Origin of the sequence: Streptomyces sp. NPDC007945 (assembly GCF_042958885.1) — a bacterium.
Lineage (GTDB): Bacteria > Actinomycetota > Actinomycetes > Streptomycetales > Streptomycetaceae > Streptomyces.
In genome coordinates, this window is the sequence record NZ_JBIBJV010000001.1 from 378,871 (window position 1) to 399,472 (window position 20,602).

The 20,602-nt window shown below is 74.4% G+C and carries 16 protein-coding genes; 10 read left to right on the forward strand and 6 right to left on the reverse strand.

Going from position 1 to position 20,602, the window contains the following annotated elements; all coding sequences use genetic code 11:
- Positions 1-46 precede the first annotated feature (46 nt).
- The 4 genes from ACFZCF_RS01740 (at position 47) to ACFZCF_RS01755 (ending at position 5,046) form a co-directional block, all read left to right on the forward strand.
- Positions 47-1,249 carry a bifunctional adenosylcobinamide kinase/adenosylcobinamide-phosphate guanylyltransferase gene (locus ACFZCF_RS01740; protein WP_388439899.1) on the forward strand — a complete coding sequence of 401 codons (1,203 nt, stop codon included), beginning with the start codon at positions 47-49 and terminating at the stop codon, positions 1,247-1,249.
- 94 nt (positions 1,250-1,343) lie between these two features.
- Positions 1,344-2,441: a nicotinate-nucleotide--dimethylbenzimidazole phosphoribosyltransferase gene (gene cobT, locus ACFZCF_RS01745; protein WP_391283910.1), complete on the forward strand. Its 1,098-nt coding sequence runs from the start codon at positions 1,344-1,346 to the stop codon at positions 2,439-2,441.
- A gap of 110 nt (positions 2,442-2,551) precedes the next feature.
- On the forward strand, positions 2,552-4,339 hold the full coding sequence (locus tag ACFZCF_RS01750; protein WP_388439905.1) for a phosphatidylglycerol lysyltransferase domain-containing protein: 1,788 nt from the start codon (positions 2,552-2,554) through the stop codon (positions 4,337-4,339).
- On the forward strand, positions 4,336-5,046 hold the full coding sequence (locus ACFZCF_RS01755) for a hypothetical protein (protein WP_391283913.1): 711 nt from the start codon (positions 4,336-4,338) through the stop codon (positions 5,044-5,046). The genes ACFZCF_RS01750 and ACFZCF_RS01755 overlap by 4 nt, the downstream gene beginning before the upstream one ends.
- Here ACFZCF_RS01755 and ACFZCF_RS01760 read toward each other — a convergent pair.
- Positions 4,986-5,750 carry a hypothetical protein gene (locus ACFZCF_RS01760; RefSeq protein ID WP_388439911.1) on the reverse strand — a complete coding sequence of 255 codons (765 nt, stop codon included), beginning with the start codon at positions 5,748-5,750 and terminating at the stop codon, positions 4,986-4,988. The genes ACFZCF_RS01755 and ACFZCF_RS01760 overlap by 61 nt on opposite strands.
- Before the next feature lie 76 nt (positions 5,751-5,826).
- Here ACFZCF_RS01760 and cobS point away from each other — a divergent pair, with 76 nt between their 5' ends.
- Both cobS and ACFZCF_RS01770 read left to right on the forward strand, forming a co-directional pair.
- Complete coding sequence (gene cobS, locus ACFZCF_RS01765) at positions 5,827-6,591, forward strand: adenosylcobinamide-GDP ribazoletransferase (protein ID WP_391283915.1); 765 nt, start codon at positions 5,827-5,829, stop codon at positions 6,589-6,591.
- 66 nt (positions 6,592-6,657) lie between these two features.
- Positions 6,658-7,842 (forward strand): hypothetical protein, encoded by a 1,185-nt coding sequence (locus tag ACFZCF_RS01770; protein WP_391283917.1) that lies wholly within the window; start codon positions 6,658-6,660, stop codon positions 7,840-7,842.
- A gap of 26 nt (positions 7,843-7,868) precedes the next feature.
- On the opposite strand, the gene ACFZCF_RS01775 is transcribed toward ACFZCF_RS01770, so the two are convergent.
- The 5 genes from ACFZCF_RS01775 to ACFZCF_RS01795 are packed head-to-tail and all read right to left on the reverse strand — an operon-like array spanning position 7,869 to position 14,435.
- Entirely contained in the window at positions 7,869-8,660 is a 792-nt protein-coding gene (locus ACFZCF_RS01775) for an endo alpha-1,4 polygalactosaminidase (RefSeq protein ID WP_391283919.1), read from the reverse strand.
- Positions 8,657-9,277, reverse strand: coding sequence for a spherulation-specific family 4 protein (locus ACFZCF_RS01780; protein ID WP_391283921.1), 621 nt, complete (start codon positions 9,275-9,277; stop codon positions 8,657-8,659). Before ACFZCF_RS01780 ends, ACFZCF_RS01775 begins: the two co-directional genes overlap by 4 nt.
- A 13-nt stretch (positions 9,278-9,290) precedes the next feature.
- Complete coding sequence (locus tag ACFZCF_RS01785; protein WP_391283923.1) at positions 9,291-10,796, reverse strand: hypothetical protein; 1,506 nt, start codon at positions 10,794-10,796, stop codon at positions 9,291-9,293.
- The gene (gene pelF / locus ACFZCF_RS01790) at positions 10,793-12,319 is read right to left on the reverse strand and encodes a GT4 family glycosyltransferase PelF (RefSeq protein ID WP_388439930.1); all 1,527 of its coding nucleotides are present in this window, start codon (positions 12,317-12,319) and stop codon (positions 10,793-10,795) included. Before pelF ends, ACFZCF_RS01785 begins: the two co-directional genes overlap by 4 nt.
- Positions 12,320-12,347: 28 nt before the next feature.
- The gene (locus ACFZCF_RS01795) at positions 12,348-14,435 is read right to left on the reverse strand and encodes a hypothetical protein (protein ID WP_391283925.1); all 2,088 of its coding nucleotides are present in this window, start codon (positions 14,433-14,435) and stop codon (positions 12,348-12,350) included.
- A gap of 292 nt (positions 14,436-14,727) precedes the next feature.
- Between ACFZCF_RS01795 and ACFZCF_RS01800 the strand changes: the two genes are divergently transcribed.
- From ACFZCF_RS01800 to ACFZCF_RS01815, 4 genes are all read left to right on the forward strand, one after another.
- Positions 14,728-16,233, forward strand: a complete 1,506-nt coding sequence (locus tag ACFZCF_RS01800) for a leucyl aminopeptidase (RefSeq protein ID WP_388439936.1) — start codon at positions 14,728-14,730, stop codon at positions 16,231-16,233.
- A gap of 288 nt (positions 16,234-16,521) precedes the next feature.
- Positions 16,522-17,910 (forward strand): dihydrolipoyl dehydrogenase, encoded by a 1,389-nt coding sequence (lpdA, locus tag ACFZCF_RS01805; protein ID WP_388439939.1) that lies wholly within the window; start codon positions 16,522-16,524, stop codon positions 17,908-17,910.
- A gap of 62 nt (positions 17,911-17,972) precedes the next feature.
- On the forward strand, positions 17,973-19,790 hold the full coding sequence (sucB, locus tag ACFZCF_RS01810) for a 2-oxoglutarate dehydrogenase, E2 component, dihydrolipoamide succinyltransferase (RefSeq protein ID WP_391283928.1): 1,818 nt from the start codon (positions 17,973-17,975) through the stop codon (positions 19,788-19,790).
- Between the two features lie 132 nt (positions 19,791-19,922).
- Entirely contained in the window at positions 19,923-20,546 is a 624-nt protein-coding gene (locus ACFZCF_RS01815) for a GntR family transcriptional regulator (RefSeq protein ID WP_031014059.1), read from the forward strand.
- The last annotated feature ends 56 nt before the right edge of the window (positions 20,547-20,602 follow it).

A 20,602-nucleotide genomic window follows, 5' to 3' on the forward strand; every position in this document is an offset into this window, starting at 1 on the left:
CGTAGCCGGGCGAGCACCGCGCGCGGGGGCGCGGGAGGATCAGAGCGTGGAACTGACTCTGCTCGGCACCGGCTCCCCGCTCGGACTGCCCCGCCCCGACTGCCCCTGCGCGGTGTGCGCGTCCTCCCGCGGCGCACGCGCGCGTGCCGCGACCGCGCTGCTCGTGGACGGGGCGCTGCTGCTCGACCTGACCCCGGGGGCGGCGCTCGCCGCGGCCCGCGCGGGGCGTTCGCTGGTGGGGGTGCGGCAGGTGCTCCTGACGTATCCGCACGACGGTCCGCCGGTGGAGCTGCCGGCCGGGCTGCCGACGGCCGGGCGGGTGCCCGACGGACGGGAGCTGACGCTGATCAGCGGGCACCGGGTGCGGGCGGTGCCGATGGACTCCCCGGGGACCGGCTACGAGGTGGTGTCGCCCGAGGGCGAGCGGCTGCTCTACCTGCCGCGCGGCGCGGCGCCGGCCGGTCTCGCGGATCACCACCAGGAGCCGTACGACCTGGTGGCGGCGGACGTGACGGGCCGCCCCGACGCCCTGGCCCGGCTGCGGGCGAGCGGCGCGGTGGGGCCCGGCACGGAGGTGATCGCCGTCCATCTGGACCACGACGCGCCGACGGGCGGCGAGCTGGACCGGCGGCTCGCGGCGGCCGGGGCGCGGGCGGTGCCGGACGGGACGGTGCTGTACCTGGGCGAGTACCACGAGCTGCCGGAGGTGCCGCGCCGGACGCTGGTGACGGGCGGCGCGCGGTCGGGGAAGTCGGTGGAGGCCGAGCGGCGCCTGGAGACCTTCCCCGACGTGCTGTACGTGGCGACCGGCGGGACCCGCGAGGGCGACCCGGAGTGGGCGGAGCGGGTGGGCCTGCACCGGGAGCGGCGGCCGGGCTCGTGGCGTACGGCCGAGACCACCGATCTGGTGCCGCTGCTCGCGGAGGAGGGCCCCGCGCTGCTGATCGACTGCCTGTCGCTGTGGCTGACGGATGCCATGGACCGGGTGGGCGCCTGGGACGACGCCGTCTGGGCGGACGGCGGGCGGGCGGCGCTGCGGGAGCGGACGGCGGAGCTGGTGGCGGCGGTACGGGCGACCCGCAGGACGGTGGTGGCGGTGACGAACGAGGTCGGTTCGGGCGTGGTGCCGGCGACGGCGGCCGGGCGGCGCTTCCGGGACGAGCTGGGGCGGCTCAACGCGGCCTTCGGCGACGAGTGCGAGCAGGTGGTCCTCGTGGTCGCCGGTCAGGCGCTGGTGCTGCGCGGGTAGGGTGCTGATCCTCGACGATCCCCGACGGTGCCCGAGGGTGCCCGAGGCGACCAGCCCGTGCCGAACCTCGCTGATGTCACAAGGCGGAACCCCGATGGAACCCCTGCACCCCCTCAATCTCGACGACTTCTCCGATCTGATCGAGCGCCCCGACGGCGGGATCCGGCGCGACGCCGAGGAGCGCCGGGAGCGGCTCGCGGTCCGCGCGGGCGCGCTCGGCCGTCTCGACGAGCTGGGCGAGTGGCTGTCGGCCGCCCAGTCGGCGGTGCGGGTGCGGGCGATCGCGCAGCCGAAGGTGGTCGTCTTCGCCGGCGACCACGGCATCGCCGTCCAGGAGGTGTCGGGGCGCCCGGCCGGGACCGCGCACGTCCTGGTCCGGGAGCTGCTCGACGGGGAGAGCCCGCTCGCGGTCCTCGCCCGCTCGATGGACGTGCCGGTGCGGGTCGTGGACGCCGGCCTGGACTGCGACCCGGAGCTGCTGCCGGAGTCGGTGACCCGGCACCGGGTGCGGCGCGGCAGCGGCCGGATCGACGTCGAGGACGCGCTGACGCCGGAGGAGACCGAGGCCGCGGTGCGGCTCGGGATGGCGATCGCCGACGAGGAGGCCGACTCGGGCACCGATCTCGTGGTGCTCGGCGACCTGAGCGTGGGCGGTACGACCCCGGCGTCGACGCTGATCGCGGCGCTGTGCGGCACGGACGCCTCGGTGGTGACGGGGCGCGGCGGCACGGGGATCGACGACCTGGCGTGGATGCGCAAGTGCGCGGCGATCCGGGACGCGCTGCGGCGGGCCCGGCCGGTGCTCGGCGACCAGCTGGCGCTGCTCGGCGCGGTCGGCGGGGCGGACCTGGCGGCGGCGACCGGCTTCCTGCTGCAGGCGGCGGTGCGGCGGATGCCGGTGATCCTGGACGGCGTGGTGGGCGCGGCCTGCGCGCTGGTGGCGCAGCGGGCGGCGTTCCGGGCGCCGGACTGGTGGCTGGCGGGCCAGGTGTCCGGGGAGCCGGCGCAGGCGAAGGCGCTGGATCGGATGGCGCTCAACCCCCTGCTCGATCAGGGCGTCCTGGTGGGTGAGGGAACCGGGGCACTGCTCGCGCTTCCCCTCGTCCGGGCCGCGGCGGCGCTCGCCGCCGAGCTGCCCGAGCGCCCGGAGCCGACCGCCGCGGGCGCGGCCGCGCCCGCCGGGGCGGTCTGACGGGGGCGCACACCGGAATCGGTGAGGCCGGGGGGCGGCCGTCCGCGACGCGCGGGCGGCCGCCTCCGGCGTCGCCGCACGGCAAGCGGTGCCCCATATGATCGCTTTTCATGGGAGAGGTCCGTTTGTCCGCCGAAGGAACGCCCCGGGGCACCGACCGCTCGCGGCGCAGTGCCGCGTTCGCCGTCTGGTACCTCCGCGTCGTCACGTTCGTCAACCTCCTGAGTGCCGTCTGGGTCTCCTTCGGACAGGACCTGCGGCGGCACAACGAGGACGACTACTTCACGCCGTACATGCTGACGGCGGGCTTCGCCTCCGGCGTCTTCACGCTCTTCCTGGCGATCACCATGCGCCGCCGCAAGCGGGCCGCCTGGATCCTCAACACGGTGCTCAGCGGGCTGTTCCTGCTGCTCTTCGCGGTGGTGATGGTCTTCCCGGAGGTCCGCGGGCACGCGCAGAACTGGATCTCGCTGGCCCTGAGCGCGGCCTTCTTCCTCGCGCTGCTGCTCGGCCGCAAGGAGTTCTACGCGAAGGGCGACCGGTCCAACCCGCTGCTCGCGGCGGTCGTCGCCGTCGGCGGCCTGCTCGTCACCTCGCTGCTCGCCGCTCTCCTGGTGACCGCCACCAACACGGCCACCGGCCCCTCCACCTTCCTGGAGCGCTGGCGGTACGGCGTGATGCGGCTGATCACGCTGGCCGCGGACGACTCCCGCTTCCCCGCCATCGCCACCCCCGGCTGGGTCGACGTGGTCGTCAACGTGATGTCCACGCTGCTGCTCTTCGCCGTGCTCTTCGCCGCCTTCCGCTCCCGCCGCGCGGTCGACCCGCTCACCGAGGAGGACGAGGAGCGGCTGCGGGCGCTGCTCGACAAGCACGGGGAGCGGGACTCGCTCGGCTACTTCGCGCTGCGCCGCGAGAAGAGCGTCGTCTGGTCGCCGAGCGAGAAGGCCGCCGTCGCCTACCGGGTGGTGGGCGGGGTGTCGCTCGCCTCCGGCGACCCGATCGGCGACCCGGAGGCGTGGCCGGGGGCGATCGAGCCGTGGCTCGCCGAGGCGCGGGAGCACGGCTGGATCCCGGCGGTGATGGGCGCGAGCGAGGAGGCCGGGGTGATCTACGCCCGGCACGGCCTGGACGCCCTGGAGCTGGGTGACGAGGCGATCGTGGAGACCGACGAGTTCACCCTGGACGGGCGGGCGATGCGGACCGTGCGTCAGGCCTACAACCGGGTCGAGCGGGCCGGGTACGAGGTGCGGATCCGGCGCCACGAGGCCATTCCCGCCGAGGAGATGGCGGAGCTGCTGCGCAAGGCCGACGACTGGCGGGACGGGGCCACCGAGCGCGGCTTCTCGATGGCGCTCGGCCGGCTCGGGGACCCGCGCGACGGGCGGTGCGTGATGCTGGAGTGCACCGACGGCGCGGGCGAGCTGCGGGCGCTCCTCTCCTTCGTGCCGTGGGGGCCGAAGGGACTTTCGCTCGACCTGATGCGGCGTGACCGGGACTCCGGGAACGGGCTGATGGAGTTCATGGTGATCGAGCTCCTCCAGCGCGCGAAGGAGATCGGGATCACTCAGGTCTCACTGAACTTCGCGATGTTCCGCTCCGTCTTCGAACGCGGCTCGAAGCTCGGCGCCGGACCGGTGCTGAGGCTGTGGCGCTCCCTGCTCAGCTTCTTCTCCCGCTGGTGGCAGATCGAGTCGCTGTACCGGGCCAACGCCAAGTACCGACCGATCTGGGAGCCGCGTTTCATGCTCTTCGAGAAGAGCGCCGACCTGCCGCGCATCGGCCTGGCCGCCGGCCGGGCCGAGGGCTTCCTGGAGGCCCCCTGGCTCCTGGGGGCACCCCCTGGACGAAGTCCTTGGGGGAGGCTGCACCGCAAACACCTGGCGGGCGGGCGGTGAGCTCGCCGGTGCGCCGCTTCGCCCGGCGCGAGTGGGGGCCGCTGGCCGCGACCGTGCGGGGGGAGCTCGCGGCCCGGCGCTGGAAGGCGGTGCCGCTGACGCTCGCGGCGGTCTGCCTCACCGCGCTCTTCCAGTTCGTCCAGAACCAGGAATGGGGGTACGGGCCGGTCCAGGCGATCGGGGCCGTACGGGCCGAGGACCCGCTGTGGCTCGCCCTGCTGCGGACGCCGCTCTCGCTGTTCGTCCCCGCGCTCGACCTGCCGGTCTGGGGCGCGCTCGCGCAGGTCCTGCTGGTCTTCGGGATCGCGGAGCTGTGCCTCGGGCGGTGGCGGACGCTGGGGGTCGCGTACCTGGCGACGCTCTGCGGGACCCTGTACGCGCGCGTGGGCATCGCCCTGGGCCCCGGCACCCTCCTCGGGCTGCCGGTGACCGACGCGCAGGTGGTGGACACCGGGCCGTCGGCGGCGGTGGTCGGCCTCGCCGTCTACGTGTGCCGGCGGAAGCGGGCGTACTGGACGGGCGCGGCGGTGGTGGCGGCGATGGTGGTCGAGGTGGTCGTCAAGCCGAACCTGGCCGGCAAGGAGCATCTGGCGGCGATCGCCGGGGTGCTCGTCCTGATGGCGTTCGAGGCCTGGCGGGAGCGGGGTCAGGACGCGCCGGGGCCGCGGCCCGGGACGCGTTCCTGGAAGCCGCCGATCAGGTCCTGAACCCTTCGCCGCACCCGGGTCCAGCGCTTGTCGTGCCGGTAGGCGCGGACCGTGCCGCGCGCGCGTGCCCGGTGGCGGCGGCGGTAGAGGTGCCGCCACCACCAGGAGCCGGGGCGGGCGAGGCGGACGGCGCCGACGATCGCCACGAACGGCACGAAGACCCCGAGGAGCGCCATCCGCAGCTTGCCCTTGACGAGGGCGACCAGGATGAACAGGAAGTTCAGGGCCAGGGTGAGGAGGAAGCCCACCCGGTCCTGGCGCTCCTCGTCGGTGACGTCGTCGACGCCGAGCGGGGAGAAGCCGCTGAGCGGCAGCAGCACGAGGGCGGCGGTCAGCACCACGACCTCCACGCTCTGCCGGCCCTCCTCCGACCAGTACACGTCGTCGAGGTGGAGGATGAGCGCGAACTCGTCGAGGACGAGCCCGGCGCCGATCCCGAAGACGACGGCGAAGGCGGCGGCGCCGAAACCGTGCCGGCCGCTGCCGACCGCGCCGAAGCCGCCGAGCACGGTGAGGACCACGCCGGGCACGACGTGATGGATGTGGAGCCCGCCGGTGGAGACGTTCCGGAACGGTCCCTTTCCGGCCCGGATCAGCCGGGTGACCGTGCGGGTGACCAGGAAGGTCAGGACGAACGAGGTCAGCGCGAGGAGCATCGGCAGCTTCCCCGGCTCCAGGATGTTGCGGGAGAACCAGTGACCCATGCCACCCCGTTCCGAGATGCACCTCTTGTCCGATAGGCGCAATCTACCGTCCTGGTCCGGCGATTACCCTGCCCGGATGGACGGCCTGCGTTTCGCCTTCGGCACCCTCACCGTGTTCCCCGCCCGCATCACCCGCTGGGACCGGGACGCGGCGCGCGCCGGCATGCTCTGCGCCCCGCTCGCCGGGCTCGCGGTCGGCCTGGTCGCCGCGGCGACCGGCGGCGTCCTCCTCCCCCTCGGCGCCGGCCCCCTCCTCGCCGCCGTCGTCACCGTCGCCGTCCCCGCCGTCCTCACCCGGGGCCTGCACCTCGACGGCCTCGCCGACACCGCCGACGGCCTCGGCAGCGCCAAGCCGGCCGAGGACGCGCTGCGCATCATGAAGCAGTCCGACATCGGCCCGTTCGGCGTCATCGCCCTCGTCCTCGTCCTGCTCGCGCAGGTCGCGGCCCTGTACGAGCTGTACGGGGAGGGCTGGGCGCACGGGGCGGTCGCCGCCGTCCTGGCGGCCACGGTCGCCCGGCTCGCCCTCACCCACGCCTCCCGGCACGGCGTCCCGGCCGCCCGGCCCGAGGGCCTCGGCGCGGTCGTCGCCGCCACCGTCCCGGTCCGCTCCGCGACCCTCTGCACCGCCGCCGTCCTCCTCCTCGCCGCCGCCTCCGGCCTCCTCCTCTCCTCGTACGACGCCGTCCACGCCGTCCTCGCCACCGGCGCCGGCCTGGCCGCCGCCGCCTTCCTCCTCCGCCGCTGCGTCCGCCGCTTCGGCGGCGTCACCGGCGACGTCTTCGGCGCCGTGGAGGAGACCGCGGCGACGGCGACCCTGGTCGCGCTGACGCTGGGCTGACCGCGGGTGACCTCTTCGTGATCTCCCGGCGGGCAACCATCTCCCCCTCCGCCGGGTCATCAGGACATGAACAGACGCCTCTCCGCCGCCCGTTCCGCCGCGCTCGCCGCCGTCGCCACCCTGCTCCTGGGCGCCTGCACCGGCTCCGGCGGGGACACCGAGGCGGCGCCCGCCGCCCACCCCGTCTTCTCCGCGCCGCCCGCCCGCCAGGTCTTCCTCGCCCTCCGGCACACCCAGGAGACCGGCGGCGCCGCCCTCCGGCAGACCGTCACCTTCACCGCCGGACGGACCACGGCCGTGCAGACCGTCACCGGCCGGGTGGACTTCGCCGGCGCGCGCGGCGAGGCGTCGAGCGACTGGCGGATCGACCCCGGCTTCCCGGCGACCGCCCGGGACACGATCCTCGGCGACCTGGTCGCGCTGGAGACCGGCGCGGCACGGGGGCGGTACACCGTCGACACCCGCGCCATCCACTACCGGGCCGGCTCCGCCGGGTACTGGCTGCGGTACGAGGGCGACATCGAGCCGTTGTGGGGCGTCGACTCCGTCAGCCACCTGCGCGGCACCGAGAGCGCCGTGGGCGGCACGCTCCTGGAGGTGCTGAGCGGCGTGCGCCCGAAGGCCGGGGGCGGGACCGTCCCGGGCGGCGGCCGGACCTACCGGGCGGACTTCCCGCTCGCCCACGCGCTCGCGCTCTTCCCCGGCGACCTGGTCCAGGAGCTGGCGCCGATTCCGCTCTTCGCCGGCTCCCCCGGCGCGCCCGTCCCGGTGAGCGTCGAGGTCGACGGCGAGGGCCGGATCGTACGGGCCGGGGCCGACCTCGCCGCCGCGCTGCCTTCCAGCGAGGAGAGCGCGCTCGCGGAGGTGACCGGGCTCCGGGTCGAGCTGACCCTGAGCGACTTCGGCCCGCCCGCGCCCGCCGTCGGCACCGCCCCGGACGGGCGGGTCCTGGACGCCGCCCGCTCGGTCGTCCCGCTGTACGAGGCCGCGGCCGGTAGCTGTGTGGACCTCGACACGGGGATGCGCCACCGCAGCCTGGTGGCCCGGGTGCCCTGCGAGGGCCGCCACGACGCCAGGATCACCGGGCGGCACGATCTGGACGGCGCCTACCCGGGACCGGACGCCGCCCTCGACCGCGCCGAGCGGGCCTGTGCCGACGTGAAGTCACCGGGGAACTGGCGCGCCTGGTCTACCCCGTCGGAATGGCGGGACCGCGGCAAGGGCTGGGTCACCTGCTTCCAACTCTCGTAGCCCCCCTGCCTCCCGGCCGCCGAGCCTCAGCAGGCCCGGCGCCAGGCGTCGAGTTCGTAGCGCTTGCGGAGCGAGCTGAGGCCCAGTTCGCGGGAGCGGGGGCAGAACTGGGCGGGGGTCAGTTCGTACTCGGCGTGGAAGACGGGTTTGTCCGCGGCGACGAAGGGGGCCAGGAGGTCGCACTCGTCGTACTGGGCGCACTGCTCGTTGACCGCGAAGTCGAAGTCGGGGAGGAGCTCGGGGATCTGGTCGAGGTCGTTCTTGAGGCCGACGGCCAGGCCTCGTCCGTGGGCGAGGCGGGCGATGAGGCGGTTGTAGGCGAGCTGGTCGGCGGCGGTGAGGGGGAAGCCGGTGCGGTTGCGGTAGCCGTCCATGTTGTCGGGTTCGACGGCGTCGAAGCCCTTGGCGCGGCACATGTCGATGCGTTCCGCCATGAGGGGTGCGAGGACGTCGGTGCGCCGGATGTCGAGCCAGCGTTCGCCGGCCCAGCCGTTGCTCCTGCCGAGGACCGACGCGGGGAAGCGGTCGGCGTCGGGGCGGAAGTCCTCCCAGGCCCCGGTGGAGAGGTAGCAGATCACCTTCCGGCCCCGGCGGTGCAGGTCGGCGACGGTCGCCGCCGGGTGGTCGAAGCCGTCGATGTCGTAGACGGGGACGTCGACGGTCGGGTCCAGGCGGCCGCTGAGCTGCCACTGCCAGGCGAGCCCGGCCCTCGGGCGCCAGCGTTCCCCCTCCTCCGGCTTGGGATCGGGGGCGGGGCCGGTGGTGCAGGCCGTGGCCAGGAGCAGGAGGACCGCGAGGAGCGGCAGGAGGCGCCTCATCGGGCGGGCTCCGGGATCCCGTGCGGCAGGGTCCCCCAGGGGTGGGCGCCCGTGCCCGGCACCGCGCAGTGGATCCCGGTCGCGGGGCGGAAGCCGGGCGGGGCCGCGTAGACGAGGTGGCAGTGGTGCGGGGCGGCCGGCAGGTCGAGGGCGCGGTAGGTGTCCCAGGGGCCTTCGAAGGTGACCAGCAGGTCGGCGAGGTCGGCGTACCCCTCGTCGGGGTGGGTGCCGTGGTTGAGGACGAGGGTCGCCGCGCCGGCGGCCCGTGCGGCGACGGCGAGGCGGCGGTAGTGCGGGAGGGCGTCGGGCGCGGTCGCGACCTGGTCGAGGAAGGCCCCGTCGGCGCCGTACCAGTCGCGGTGGCGGAGCAGGTCGCCGACGACCTCGGCGTGCGGACGGCGGCCGTAGGCGGTGTCCGCGTACCCGAGGATCCGCACCCCGGCGGCGCGCAGCCGCCCGGCGACCTCCGCGAAGGCCGGATCGGGGGCCTCGCCCGCGCCGTCCGCGGGGTTGAGGACGACGCCGTGGAGCGTCGGCGCGGCGGCGACCAGCGCCGCCCAGTCGTCGGGGCGGTCGGCGGGGTGCTCGTAGAAGGGCACCAGGAGGGAACGTTTCACGGGCGGTGCCCTTCTAGAGGCGGTGGGCGGTCGGTCGTACCAGCAGAGCACGGGTGAGGACCGCCAGCACGGCGGCCGCCGCCCCGGCGGCGAGCGTTCCCGCCGCCGGTTCCAGGGTCTGCGCGGCGGCGGCCGACAGGCAGACGGCCGCCGCGCCGAGGACGGCGCCGAACGCCTGGAGGAGCAGCCCCAGCCAGAGCACGGTACCGAGGAGCAGCAGGGTGAGCAGCCGCTCCCCCGTCGGCCGGGGGGCGTCCGGCCAGAGCAGGGTGGCGGCGAGGAGGAGACCGAGCAGCACGGCCAGGTAGCCGCCGAGGCAGCGGACCAGGGTGCCGGTGACGGCGCGGCGGAACGCGCGGGCGGAGGTGAGGGTGCGCAGCCGGGCGAGGCTGCCGCCCCGGAAGCGGTGCAGCAGCCATTCGGCGGGCCCCATGGAGAGGGTGAGCGCGATGACCGCGCCGCTGCCGGTGGCGAGGGCGTCGCCGAGTCCGGCGTACAGCACCAGGACGCCGCTGCCGAGGCCGAAGAGGCCGTACGGGACGGAGGCAGCGAGCGGCGGTCCGCCCCACCCCGCGGCGCCGCGCGCGGTGCCGGGGCGCAGCGCGCGGGCGGCGACCAGGCAGGCGGCGGTGAGCGAGAGGGTCGGCAGGGCGACGCGCAGCGGGTCGGGCAGGTCCCAGCGGAGGGCGGGGAGGGCGCCGAGGAGCGGCAGCAGGGCGGCGAGCAGGGCCCGTTCGCGGCCGAGGACGAGGAGCACGGTGGCGGCGCCGAGGTAGAGGGACTGGCCCGCGGCGAAGAGGGCGGCGGGGAGTTCGCCGTCGTGGGCGGTGGCGAGGGCGACGGCGGTGCCGGCGAGCGCGCCGGCCGGGGCGCCGGTGAGCAGGGCGCGGGCGGCGGCGGGCCGGTCGCCGAGGCCGAGCCAGGTGTGGGCGCGGTGGGAGAGGGCCTGGTTCCAGACCCAGCCGGTGACGGCCCCGGCGAGCAGCGGCACGGTGCCGGCGGGCAGGCCGTACCGCCCCTGCTGTCCGGCGAGCAGCGGGCCCGCGAGGACGTAGGCGAGGGCGGGCAGCGCGAAGACGAGGCCGCGCAGGAGACAGCCGCCGAGGCCTTCAGCGGGGCCCGGCCCGTTCCGGTCCTTCGCGGGCGGCCCGGGGTGGCGGCGGGCCACGCGCGCGTACAGCTCCTCGGCGAGCGCGAAGGAATCGTTTCGCCCGTAGGTGAGGCGGATGTGGTCGTCGGTCAGGCCGTCCGATTCGAGCAGGGCGGCTATCTCGTCCGGGTGCACGGCGGCGGCCACGAACGCGTCGAGCCGGTCGGCGAGGTCGTCGAGGGGGTCGGCCGCCAGGGCGGGCGCGGCGGTCCCCGGGGCGGACCCGGTGCCGGTTCCGACGGGCGGGGTGCCGGTTCCTGGTGCCGGACCGGCCGGGGCCGGGGCGGGGGTCGGCCGGTGGCGCGGGCGGGGCGGGGTCGGGAGGGGTGGGTGGGTGGTGGGGGGTTTCAGCCAGAGGGAGCCGCTCATGCCGGGGTGCCTTCGGGGACTCGGGGTGCGCCTCGGCGCGGGGACGGGATGCTGACGCGCAGGGGCGGGACCGCGGGGGCCGCCGGATCGGCGAGTTCGCGGTAGATGCGGCGGAAGCCGTCGACCGAGCGGTGCAGGGTGAACTCGTCGATCACCCGCTGTCGGGCCCGCCGGCCCAGCTCGGCGCGGCGGGCGCCGTCGCGCAGCAGCGCGGAGGCCGCGGCGGCCATGACGGCGGGTTCGCGGGGCGGGACGACCACGCCGGCGTCGCCGACCGCCTCCCGCACCCCTCCGACGTCGGTCGACACGGTGGCCCGGCCGCAGGACATGGCCTCGATGAGGGAGAAGGGGAAGCCCTCGCTGATGGAGGAGAGCATCACCACGCTGCCGGCCGCGTAGGCGGAGGGCACGTCGGAGACGCGGCCCTCGAAGGAGACGCCGTCGGCGACGCCGAGTTCGGCGGCGAGCTTCTCCAGGAGGGTGCGGTAGTCCTCGTTGCCGGCGGGGACCGGGCCGAAGAGGCGGAGCCTCAGCTCGGGGAGTTCGGCGCGGCAGATCGCGTACGCCCGGACGAGGGTCTCCAGGTCCTTGATCGGGTCCACCCGGCCGCACCAGCTGAGCGTGGGGACCTCGGGTTCGGGGCCGGCCTCGGGGAAGAGGGCGGGGTCGACGCCGTTGTAGACGGTGCGGATGCGGTCGGCGGGGGCGCCGCCGCGCTCCTCCCAGCGGCGGTTGTACTGGTTGCAGGGGGTGATGAGGTCGGCCTGGCGGTAGCCGAGGGAGTTGAGCTCGCGGTAGAAGCCGAGCATGAGGGCCTTCACGGGCCAGCTCTGGGCCTCGGTGCGGTAGCCGAGGTAGCGCTCGCGGAGGTAGATGCCGTGTTCGGTGAGCAGGAAGGGGACCCCTTCGAAGTGTTGCGCGGCGAGCGCGGGCAGGGTGGCGAGGCCGCTGGAGACGGCGTGCGCCACGCTGCCGTCGGCTATCCGGGCGCCGAGCGGACGCAGGGCGTGTTCCAGCAGGTCGGTGGCGGTGAGGGCGTCGTGGACGGTGGGCCCGGCCGCACGCGTCGGCAGGTGCGGCATGGTCCAGATCCACATGAGGGAGCGCAGGGCGGCCTCGGAGCGGAGGGCCGGGGTGAGCCGGCCCTCGCGGGCCAGGGCGGCGAGCTCGTACAGGGGGCCGGCGAGGTCGTGGCCGGCCTCCGGGTCGAGCAGGGCGAGCAGGAAGCGCTCGTAGGCGGCGAGGAAGCGGCGGCCCGCGCGCCCGCGCGGGGGCCGCCGGGCCCGGGTGGGCGCGGCCGGTCCCCGCGGGTGGCCCCAGAGGGGGAACGCGGTGTGCCGGGTGACGTTGGGCGGCAGTTCCCAGGTGACGGGTTCGCGGCCGCTGCCGGTGAGGGCGAGGATCTCGAAGGTGACCTCGGGCATGCCGCGGACGAGCTGGTCGCACCAGGTGCTGACGCCGCCGTGGACGTGCGGGTAGGTGCCTTCGGTGAGCATGGTGACGTGACGGCCACTGCTCGGCATGGTGTGTGTTCCCCCCGGAGCGGGCTGGTCAGGCGGTCGGGAGCTGGAGTGTGACGGCGGTCTGGAGCAGTTCGGGCGCGGTCCACGCCGAGCGGCTGCCGGCGTACGCGGTGCCGAAGGCGGTGGTGCCGAGGACGAGTTGCTTACGGGTGCCCTCGGGAGCGGTGACGGGGATCTGGACGCCGGAGGGCGCCTTGACGGTCACGGTGCCGCCGATGCGGTAGGCGGTGACCTTGCCGGCGGCGAGGGCGGCGTCCCAGGCGTCGCGGCGGGTCAGCTCGGTGCCGACGTCCTTCTGACGGGGGTTCACGAGCGGGGTGTCGGCGGCGAAGAGCGCCCGGTAGTCGGCGAGGACCCGGTCGAGGACCGGGTAGAGGAGGCGCTCCTCGGCCAGGTTCGACTGGTGGACGTAGTGCGGCCGGGGGTCGTTGGCGAGGACGTGGCCGAGGGCGGTGCGGGCTTCCTGCGGGACGATGTGCGTCGGGTAGCCGGTGGCCGGGTCGAGCGGGGCGGGCAGGCAGGTCGAGGCGGGGTCGGCCTCGCAGACGCCGCTGCCGCCGTGGGCGCGGGAGGTGTAGATCCAGTTGTACTCGTCGGTCATCTCGGCGGCGGTGCCGACGTTGTAGTACACGTTCATGGGGTGCCGGGGCACGGTCCTCGCGGCGCCGACGGCCCGCTGTCGGGGCTCGCGGGAGTTGTCGCTCGCCGTCCACTTCACGCCGTTGTCGGCGAGGGCGCCGGCGAGGTTCGGATTGTCGGCGGGCTGCTGGGGCAGGGTCCTCAGGCCGGAGTGCTCGCCGGTGACGAGTTCGGAGCGGTCGACGGAGATGCCCTTGCCTACAGCCCAGTTGACATTGTTCCGGATCTGCGCGGAGATCTCGGCGCGGCCGACCCAGAGGGTGCCGCCGGAGGCGTCGGCGGCGCACCGCCAGGGGACGGCGGTGTTGTCCTGGACGCAGCCGAGGTAGGGGTGGGTGTAGGTGTGGTTGATCCAGCGGTACTGCGCGCGGTCGGCGATCAGGCGGGCGGCGAGCGGGTCGCTGCCGCCGTGTTCGGTCTTCCACTGCTCGCCCTGGCCGCCGTTGTAAACCATGTCGAGGGTGAAGCCGGAGGCCTTCTGCCAGGCGGCGGCGTAGGTGGCGTCGGCGGCCGTCATCCGGATGGGGTTCTCGGCCGCCGGGTCGCCGCCGACGCAGTCGAGGTCGCCGGGGGTGCAGTTGCGGACGGTGTCCCAGCGGGCGTCGGGGGCGAGGACGTCGTCGACGTGGACGGAGAGGTAGTTCCGGGACTGCCCGAGGTGGACGCCCTGCGTGAGCCATTCGACGATGCCGCGGGAGAGGGCGCGGAACTGCCGCTGGTGCCGGTTGTAGGCGAAGGTGACGACGAGTTCGCGGCGCCCGTCGGCGGCGTACTCGCCGACGAGGCTGGCCCGGCCGCCGCCGTCGACGGGGATGTCGACGAGGCTGGTGAAGCCGGCCCGGGGGCGGCCCGCGTAGCCGTAGCTCTCGGAGACCGCGGGGTCGTTGTCCTCGAAGGTCAGGCTGCCGGCGAGGTAGCCGAAGGGGCCGGCCAGGCCGGCCGGGGTGACGCCCGCGGTGACCCCGTCGAGGACGCCGGACCAGCCGCCGTCGGTGGGGTAGTCGAGGCCGACGCCGGGGTGCGACCAGGTGTACGCGTCGACCTGCGGGACGCCGAAGGTCCGCTCGTACGTCTGGAGGGCGGTGTGCTCGGCGGAGTCGGGGCCGAAGGCGGTCTCGTGGGGCAGGACGACGCCCTGGTACTTGGCGCGGGGCCGGCCGTCGACCGTGTCGCTGAGGAAGGCGGGGGTGAGGACGGGCCGGTCCGGGTCGTTCAGGTCGAGGGTGCGGTACGGGACGCCGGAGCCCTTCAGCTCGGCGGTGATGGCCTCGATGGCGCTCCCGCCGTCGTCGACGACCAGGACGGTGAGGTCGATCCGGGGCACGGGGGCGGCCGCGGCCTGCGCGGACGGGAGCACGGTGGCGAGGAGCGCGGCGGCGGCGAGCGCCCCGGCGGCGCGGCCGGCGCGGCCCGGCACCGCCCGCCTTCCGGCCTCCGTCGGCGCGGGCGCGGGCGTGCGGAATCTGTTCGCGTGCATGGTGTGGTGTCCCCCCTCGGCGGGGCCCCGGCTCGGGGGGCCCGTGGAGATGAAGCGAAGGCGCGAAGGCCGCGCTCGTGCGAATGAGGCGAGTGTGGCGTCGGCGCGACAGCCGGAAGGACAAACATGAAAGAGACACCTCGGATGAGTGAATCGAAGCCGCGGTGAGCGAACCGGGTGAGCGAGCGTAGGCTCGTTCTCGGCGCTCATCGGGCCGAAATACGATGCGGCGGGCTCGGTCGGCCCATCCCTCGACCGCCACAGAACTCAATGGAAGCGAGAATTCACCACCGTGACTGCTCTCACTCTCAGCACTGCCGGTGCGGCGACGCTGCGTGCCGACGCCCTCGTCGTCGGCGTCGCGAAGGCCGGGAAGGCGCTCGTCGTGGCCCCGGGCGCGGAGGCCGTCGACAAGGCGTTCGACGGCAGGCTCGCCGCCGTCCTGGAGACCCTGGGTGCCTCGGGTGGAGAGGGTGAGGCGACCAAGCTGCCCGCGCCCGCCGGCCTGAAGGCCCCCGTCGTGCTCGCCGTCGGCCTCGGTTCCGCCCCCGAGGAAGGCGAGTCGTACGACTCCGAGATCCTGCGCCGCGCCGCCGGCACCGCCGCGCGCGCCCTGTCCGGCACGAAGAAGGCCGCGTTCGCGCTGCCCGTCGCCTCGGCCGAGGACGCCGGTGCGATCGCGGAGGGCGCGCTGCTCGGCGCGTACTCCTTCGACGCCTACCAGGAGCAGAAGGACGGCAAGAAGCCGCTCGCCGAGGTGGCGCTGCTCGGCGCCAAGCCGCGCGACAAGGCCCACAAGGCCGCCGCGGACCGCGCCCTGGCCGTGGCCGAGGAGATCAACCGCGCCCGCGACCTGATCAACACCCCGCCGAACGACCTCACCCCGGCCGCCTTCGCCACCGCCGCCCAGACGGCCGGCAAGGAGCACGGCCTCAAGGTGCAGGTCCTCGACGAGAAGGCGCTCGCCAAGGGCGGCTTCGGCGGCATCCTCGGCGTCGGCGCCGGCTCGGTGAACCCGCCGCGCCTGGTCCGCATCGCCTACACCCACCCGAAGGCGGAGCGGACCCTCGCCCTGATCGGCAAGGGCATCACCTACGACTCGGGCGGCATCTCCCTCAAGCCGGCCGGCCACAACGAGACGATGAAGTGCGACATGAGCGGCGCGGCCGCGGTCTTCGCCACCGTCGTCGCCGCCGCCCGCCTGGGCCTGGAGGTCAACGTCACGGGCTGGCTCGCCCTCGCCGAGAACATGCCGTCGGGCTCCGCCACCCGCCCGGGTGACGTCCTGCGCATGTACGGCGGCAAGACCGTCGAGGTCCTGAACACCGACGCCGAGGGCCGGCTCGTCCTCGCCGACGCGATCACCAGGGCGTCGGAGGAGCAGCCGGACGCGATCATCGACGTGGCGACGCTGACCGGCGCCATGGTCCTCGCCCTCGGCGAGCGCACCTTCGGCATCATGGCCAACGACGACGACTACCGCACCGCGATCCACGAGATCGCCGGCGAGGTCGGCGAGCAGTCCTGGCCGATGCCGCTCCCCGCGGAGCTGCGCAAGACCATGGACTCCCCGACCGCCGACATGGCGAACATGGGCGTCCGGATGGGCGGCGGCCTGATCGCCGGTCTCTTCCTCCAGGAGTTCGTGGGCGAGGGCATCACCTGGGCGCACCTGGACATCGCGGGCCCGGCCTACCACGAGGGCGCGCCGTACGGCTACACCCCCAAGGGCGGCACCGGCTCCTCGGTCCGCACCCTGGTCCGTCTCGCCGAGCTGACGGCGGCCGGCGAGCTCTGAGTCCCGCCGAGGTGACGGAAGGCCCCGGACGCCACGGCTCCGGGGCCTTCCGCCGTTGTTCGCCGTCGACGAAATCCGTAGCTTCGTACGCCTGCTCGGACGGCCGGACGGAGGATCGCCCGGTCTCATCCACCGGCCCCGCGTCCCGCCATCCGTCAACAAGTGCGAAGATGGGTTCTCGGCAGGACAGGGCCCCCACCACAGGGCCGAAATAATGCGGCCGGACACCGGAGCCGCCGCCCGGTCATCGACGACCGGCGACGAGCGCACATGCATGGAGGACGTGACGTGGCGAACGACGCCAGCACCGTTTTCGACCTAGTGATCCTCGGCGGCGGTAGCGGCGGTTACGCCGCCGCGCTGCGCGGAGCGCAGCTGGGCCTGGACGTCGCACTCATCGAGAAGAACAAGCTCGGCGGCACCTGCCTGCACAACGGCTGCATCCCGACGAAGGCCCTGCTGCACGCCGGCGAGGTCGCCGACCAGGCCCGTGAGGCCGAGCAGTTCGGCGTCAGGGCCACCTTCGACGGCATCGACATCAAGGCCGTGCACAAGTACAAGGACGACGTGATCGCGGGCCTCTACAAGGGTCTGCAGGGTCTCGTCGCCTCCCGCAAGGTGACCTACATCGAGGGCACCGGCCACCTGTCCTCCCCCACCTCGGTCGACGTCGACGGACGCCGGGTCGAGGGCCGCCACATCCTCCTCGCCACCGGTTCCGTGCCGAAGTCCCTGCCCGGCCTGGAGATCGACGGCAACCGGATCATCACCTCGGACCACGCCCTCACCCTGGACCGTGTGCCGGAGTCCGCCATCATCCTCGGCGGCGGTGTGATCGGCGTCGAGTTCGCCTCCGCGTGGAAGTCCTTCGGCACCGACGTGACGGTGATCGAGGGCATGAAGCACCTCGTTCCGGTCGAGGACGAGAACAGCTCGAAGCTCCTGGAGCGCGCCTTCCGCAAGCGGGGCATCAAGTTCAACCTCGGCACCTTCTTCCAGAGCGCCGAGTACACCGAGAACGGCGTGAAGGTCACCCTCGCCGACGGCAAGACCTTCGAGGCCGAGGTGCTGCTCGTCGCCATCGGCCGCGGCCCGGTCTCGGCCGGCCTCGGTTACGAGGAGCAGGGCGTCGCGATGGACCGCGGCTACGTCCTGGTCGACGAGTACATGCGCACCAACGTGCCCACGATCTCCGCGGTCGGCGACCTGGTCCCGACCCTCCAGCTCGCGCACGTCGGCTTCGCCGAGGGCATCCTCGTCGCGGAGCGGCTGGCCGGTCTGAAGCCCGTCCCGATCGACTACGACGGCGTGCCGCGGGTGACGTACTGCCACCCCGAGGTCGCCTCCGTCGGCATCACCGAGGCCAAGGCCAAGGAGCTCTACGGCGCGGACAAGGTCGTCGCCCTCAAGTACAACCTCGGCGGCAACGGCAAGAGCAAGATCCTGAAGACCGCCGGCGAGATCAAGCTCGTCCAGGTCAAGGACGGTGCCGTGGTCGGCGTCCACATGGTCGGCGACCGCATGGGCGAGCAGGTCGGCGAAGCGCAGCTGATCTACAACTGGGAGGCGCTGCCGGCCGAGGTGGCGCAGCTCATCCACGCCCACCCGACGCAGAACGAGGCGCTCGGCGAGGCCCACCTGGCCCTGGCCGGCAAGCCGCTGCACGCACACGACTGACGCTCACGTCATCCCAGGGCGCGACGACACACTTCCGCAATTCGTTAGGAGCAACTGAAACCATGTCGGTTTCCGTAACCCTGCCGGCGCTCGGCGAGAGCGTCACCGAGGGCACCGTCACCCGCTGGCTCAAGGCCGAGGGCGAGCGCGTCGAGGCTGACGAGCCGCTGCTCGAGGTCTCGACCGACAAGGTCGACACCGAGATCCCCGCTCCCGCCTCCGGCATCCTCGCCTCCATCAAGGTGGCCGAGGACGAGACCGTCGAGGTGGGCGCCGAGCTCGCCATCATCGACGACGGCTCGGGCGCCCCCGCCGCCGCCCCGGCGCCCGCCGCCGAGGCCGCTCCGGCCCCGGCCGCCGAGGCCCCGGCGCCGCAGGCCCCGCAGGCCGCCCCGTCCACGGAGGTCCAGGAGCCGGCCCCGGCCCCGACCGCCGAGGCCGCCGCCGGCGGCGGTTCCGCCGAGGGCACGGACGTGGTCCTGCCCGCGCTGGGCGAGTCCGTCACCGAGGGCACCGTCACCCGCTGGCTGAAGTCGGTCGGCGAGACCGTCGAGGCCGACGAGCCGCTGCTCGAGGTCTCCACGGACAAGGTCGACACCGAGATCCCCGCCCCCGCCTCCGGCGTCCTCCTGGAGATCGTCGTCGGTGAGGACGAGACCGCCGAGGTCGGCGCCAAGCTCGCCGTCATCGGTGCCGCGGGTGCCGCTCCGGCCGCCGCCCCGGCCCAGGACGCCCCGGCTCCGGCCCAGGCCGCCCCCGCCCCGGCTCCGGCCGCCCCCGCCGCGGCTCCGGCTCCGGCCGCCCCGGCCGCCCCGGCTCCTGCCCCCGCGCCGGTCGCCCCGGCCGCGCCCGCAGCCGCCCCGGCTCAGGCCGCCCCGGCCGCGCCGTCGATCGCCCCGGCGGTCGTCACCCCGGTCCCGAGCACCCCGGCCCCGGCCGCCGCTCCGGCCGAGGACGGCGCCTACGTGACCCCGCTGGTCCGCAAGCTCGCCACCGAGAACGGTGTCGACCTGGCGGCCGTCAAGGGTTCCGGCGTCGGCGGCCGCATCCGCAAGCAGGACGTCCTCGCGGCCGCCGAGGCCAAGAAGGCCGCCGCCCCGGCCCCCGCCGCCGCTCCGGCCGCCGCCGCCGCGAAGGCCCCCGCTCTGGAGGCCTCCCCGCTGCGCGGCCAGACGGTCAAGATGACCCGCATGCGCAAGGTCATCGGCGACAACATGATGAAGGCGCTGCACGGCCAGGCCCAGCTGACCTCGGTCGTCGAGGTCGACATCACCAAGCTGATGCAGCTGCGCGCCCGTGCCAAGGACGCCTTCGCCGCCCGTGAGGGCGTCAAGCTCTCCCCGATGCCGTTCTTCGTGAAGGCGGCGGCCCAGGCGCTGAAGGCCCACCCGGTCATCAACGCCCGGATCAACGAGGACGAGGGCACGATCACCTACTTCGACTCCGAGAACATCGGGATCGCGGTGGACTCCGAGAAGGGCCTGATGACCCCGGTCATCAAGGGCGCGGGCGACCTCAACATCGCCGGCATCTCCAAGAAGACCGCGGAGCTCGCGGGCGCCGTGCGCGCCGGCAAGATCACGCCGGACGACCTGGCCGGTGCCACCTTCACCATCTCCAACACCGGTTCGCGCGGTGCGCTGTTCGACACCGTCATCGTTCCGCCGAACCAGGTCGCCATCCTGGGCATCGGTGCCACGGTGAAGCGTCCGGCCGTCATCGAGACCGCCGAGGGCTCGGTCATCGGCATCCGCGACATGACCTACCTGTCGCTGTCGTACGACCACCGCCTGGTGGACGGCGCCGACGCGGCCCGCTACCTGACGGCCGTCAAGGCGATCCTGGAGGCCGGCGAGTTCGAGGTGGACCTCGGTCTGTAAGGCGCGTTGAGGCTTTCCGCCTCGGAGGCAACGTAACGAGCCTCACCAGCGGTGTCCCCGTCCGGGTGTGTGTCCGGGCGGGGACACCGCCGTATTGTCTAAGGGTCACGAAACTCCCGGAGGAGCCGCTCCATGACCGTCCCCGTCGTCCACTCGCTGCGCGAGCAGATCCGCGAGCACATCGTGGAGGGGATCGTCAGCGGCCGCTGGAAGCCGGGGGAGCGGATCGTGGAGCGCCGGATCGCGACCGAGCTGGAGGTGTCCCAGACCCCGGTGCGGGAGGCGCTGCGGGAGCTGGAGTCGCTGCGGCTGATCGAGTCGGCGCCGAACAAGGGCGTCCGGGTCCGCAACCTCACCGCGGCCGACCTGGAGGAGAGCTACCCGGTCCGGGCCGGTCTGGAGCAGATCGCGGCGGAGCTGGCCGCGCCCCGCCTGTCGGCCGACTGCTCCACGCTGGAGCCGCACGTGGCGGCGCTGTACGAGGCGGACGCGACCTCCGACGGCACGGCGCAGGTGCGGCACACGGTGGCCTTCCACCGGGAGCTGGTGAAGGCGGCCGGGAACAGCGTGCTGCTGCACACCTGGGAGGGGCTCGGCATCGAGGTCTTCACGGCGCTGTCGATCCGCTGGCTCGGGACGGTGCAGAAGTCGTACGCGGAGGAGCACCAGGAGCTGGTGGAGGCCTTCCGCCGGGGCGATCCGAACATCGGGGCCCTCGTGAAGGCGCACGTGCTGGGCTGCGCCCCGCGCGCCTGATGCGTTTTCGCTGGTCAGAGCTGTTTTCGTGCCCCGCTTCCGCGGGGCTTCGAGCA